At 69.1% G+C, this 2,298-nt stretch carries 3 protein-coding genes; 2 read left to right on the forward strand and 1 reads right to left on the reverse strand.

Translation table 11 applies throughout. From position 1 onward, the window contains the following. Positions 1 to 748, reverse strand: a 748-nt coding sequence (locus EQG76_RS09350; protein ID WP_159712738.1) for an ABC transporter ATP-binding protein, incomplete at its 3' end; no start/stop codon positions are given. Positions 749 to 935: 187 nt separating this feature from the next. Between EQG76_RS09350 and EQG76_RS09355 the strand changes: the two genes are divergently transcribed. Beyond that, positions 936 to 1,865 carry a 2-hydroxyacid dehydrogenase gene (locus tag EQG76_RS09355; protein ID WP_159712740.1) on the forward strand — a complete coding sequence of 310 codons (930 nt, stop codon included), beginning with the start codon at positions 936 to 938 and terminating at the stop codon, positions 1,863 to 1,865. A gap of 20 nt (positions 1,866 to 1,885) precedes the next feature. Continuing rightward, a partial coding sequence (locus EQG76_RS09360) for a ParA family protein (protein WP_159712742.1) occupies positions 1,886 to 2,298 on the forward strand: 413 nt, incomplete at its 3' end.

Genomic DNA, 2,298 nt, shown 5'->3' on the forward strand with positions numbered 1-2,298 from the left:
CGTGCCGCGGTCGGGTGAACACCTGGGTGCAGGGGCCGGCCTCGACCAGCCGGCCGCGCAGCATCACGCCCACCCGGTCGCAGACCGTGGCGACCGTGCCGAGATCGTGGCTGATGAACAGCATGGCCAGGCCCAGGCGCTGGCGCAGCTCGGCCAAGAGCTCGAGGATGCCCGCCTGCACCCGCACGTCCAGAGCCGTGGTGGGCTCGTCCAGGATCAGCAGCGAGGGGTTGCCCATTAGCGCCATGGCGATCACCACGCGCTGCTGCTGGCCGCCTGAGATCTGGTGCGGGTAGCGCTTGCCGATCGTATCGGGCTCGGGCAGGCGCACGGTCCGGAATGCTTCGACCGCCTTGGCCCGGGCCGCCTGCTCGTCCATGCCCAGATGAAGCCTTGCCACCTCCATGAGCTGCTTTTCCAGTGGGATCACCGGGTTCAGGCTGCTCATCGGCTCCTGATAGACCATCGCCATCCGACCGCCGCGCAAGCTGCGGATCTCGGCATTGCTCAGTGCATAGAGGTCCTTGCCCTCGAACAGGATGCGCCCGCCGGCGAGCCGTCCGTTCTTGGGCAGGTAACGCATCACCGCGAACGCCACGGTCGATTTACCCGAGCCGCTCTCACCCACCAGGCCCACGCTCTCGCCGGCATGGACGGTGAGGCTCACATCCTGGACCGCCAGGCTCTCGCCCTGGCGCGTGCGGTAGGCGATCGACACCTGCTCGAGTGCCAGGACCGGTTGGCTCATCGGTAGGCATTCCCCTGCTGCTTGAAGTCGAGCTTAAGCCTCATGTGAACGGAAATGAAAGCGGGAGCATGCTTCAAGCCGTACCGGCAGGAGGTGCTTGCAAGAACGACATGTTGGAGGCCAAGAACGCGCGAAGGCCAGGCTTGCCGCACTGCGGGATCCTGGCGTCCTTTGAGGGAAGCGACGATTGGCGCTGTTGTTCGTGAGCCATGTGGACGAGCCGGAGCTCTGGCGGGCGGAACTGACCCGGCACGTGCCGGGCCTGGAGATGCGCGTCCATCCGGAGACCGGCGACCCGGCCGAGATCGACATGGCCCTGGTCTGGCTGCCGCCCGAGGGCCTGCTGGCCGGCCTGCCGAACCTGCGGGCGATCTTCTCGCTGGGTGCCGGGGTCGATGCCATGCTGCGCGACCCGACCCTGCCGGCCGACGTGCCGCTCTGTCGCCTGGTCGATTCCTCCCTGACCGCCACGATGAGCGAGTACGTGCTCCTGCACGTCCTCAAATACCATCGCTTCCAGGACCGCTATGCCCGGGACCAGCGGCACGAGCACTGGCAGCTGCGCCTGCCGGGTCCGCCCGCCAGCACCCGGGTCGGCATACTGGGCCTGGGGGTGCTCGGCAGCGATGCCGCCCGCGTCCTGCGAGGCCACGGCTTCAGCCTGCGCGGCTGGTCGCGCACGCAAAAAGACCTGCCGGGCATGGCCTGCTTCAGCGGCGAAGACGGGCTGGCGCCGTTTCTGGCCGAGACCGACATCCTGGTCTGCCTGCTGCCGCTCACGCCTGAGACCACCGGCATTCTGAACTGCGACCTGTTCGGGCTGCTGCCGGACGGTGCCCGGCTGATCCATGCCGGCCGCGGCGCCCATCTGGTAGAGGCCGACCTGCTGGCGGCGCTGGACCGCGGCAAGCTCGCCGGCGCCACGCTGGACGTGTTCACCCAGGAGCCGCTGCCAGAGGGCCACCCGTTCTGGCGGCACGAGGCGATCGACGTAACCCCACATGCCGCCAGCTACAGCCATCCCGAAATCGGTGCCGCCGTGGTCGCGGACAATATCCGGCGCCTTCGGGCCGGCCAGCCGTTGCTGCATCTGGTAAACCGGACACGCGGCTACTGAGGCCGCCGGAGGGCCGGAGTATGGCGTCCAGGATCGTCACTGTCGCGCAGAGCAAGGGCGGGGCCGGCAAGACCACGGTCGCGGTGCAGCTCGCCACCGCAATGCAGGCGACTGGACTGGATGTCTGCCTGATCGATGTCGACCCGCAGGGCAGCCTCAGCCGCTGGTTCGAGGAGCGCCAGCGCCGCCGCGACGGCAGCGACCGGCTGGTGCTGGCCAAGACCGGCGGCTGGCGGCTGGGGGTGGAGCTCAGCCGGCTGGTGCGCGACTTCCCCTTCGTGGTGGTGGACACCCCGCCCCATGCCGACACGGATCTGAAGGCGGCGATCCGCGCCGCCTCGCTGGTGCTGGTACCCTGCCAGCCGAGCCCGCTGGACGTATGGGCGAGCCGGCCGACGCTCGAGATCGCGCGGAGCGAGGGCCGGCCGATCCG

The sequence above is a fragment of the Geminicoccus flavidas genome, from assembly GCF_009806515.1.
GTDB lineage: Bacteria > Pseudomonadota > Alphaproteobacteria > Geminicoccales > Geminicoccaceae > Geminicoccus > Geminicoccus flavidus.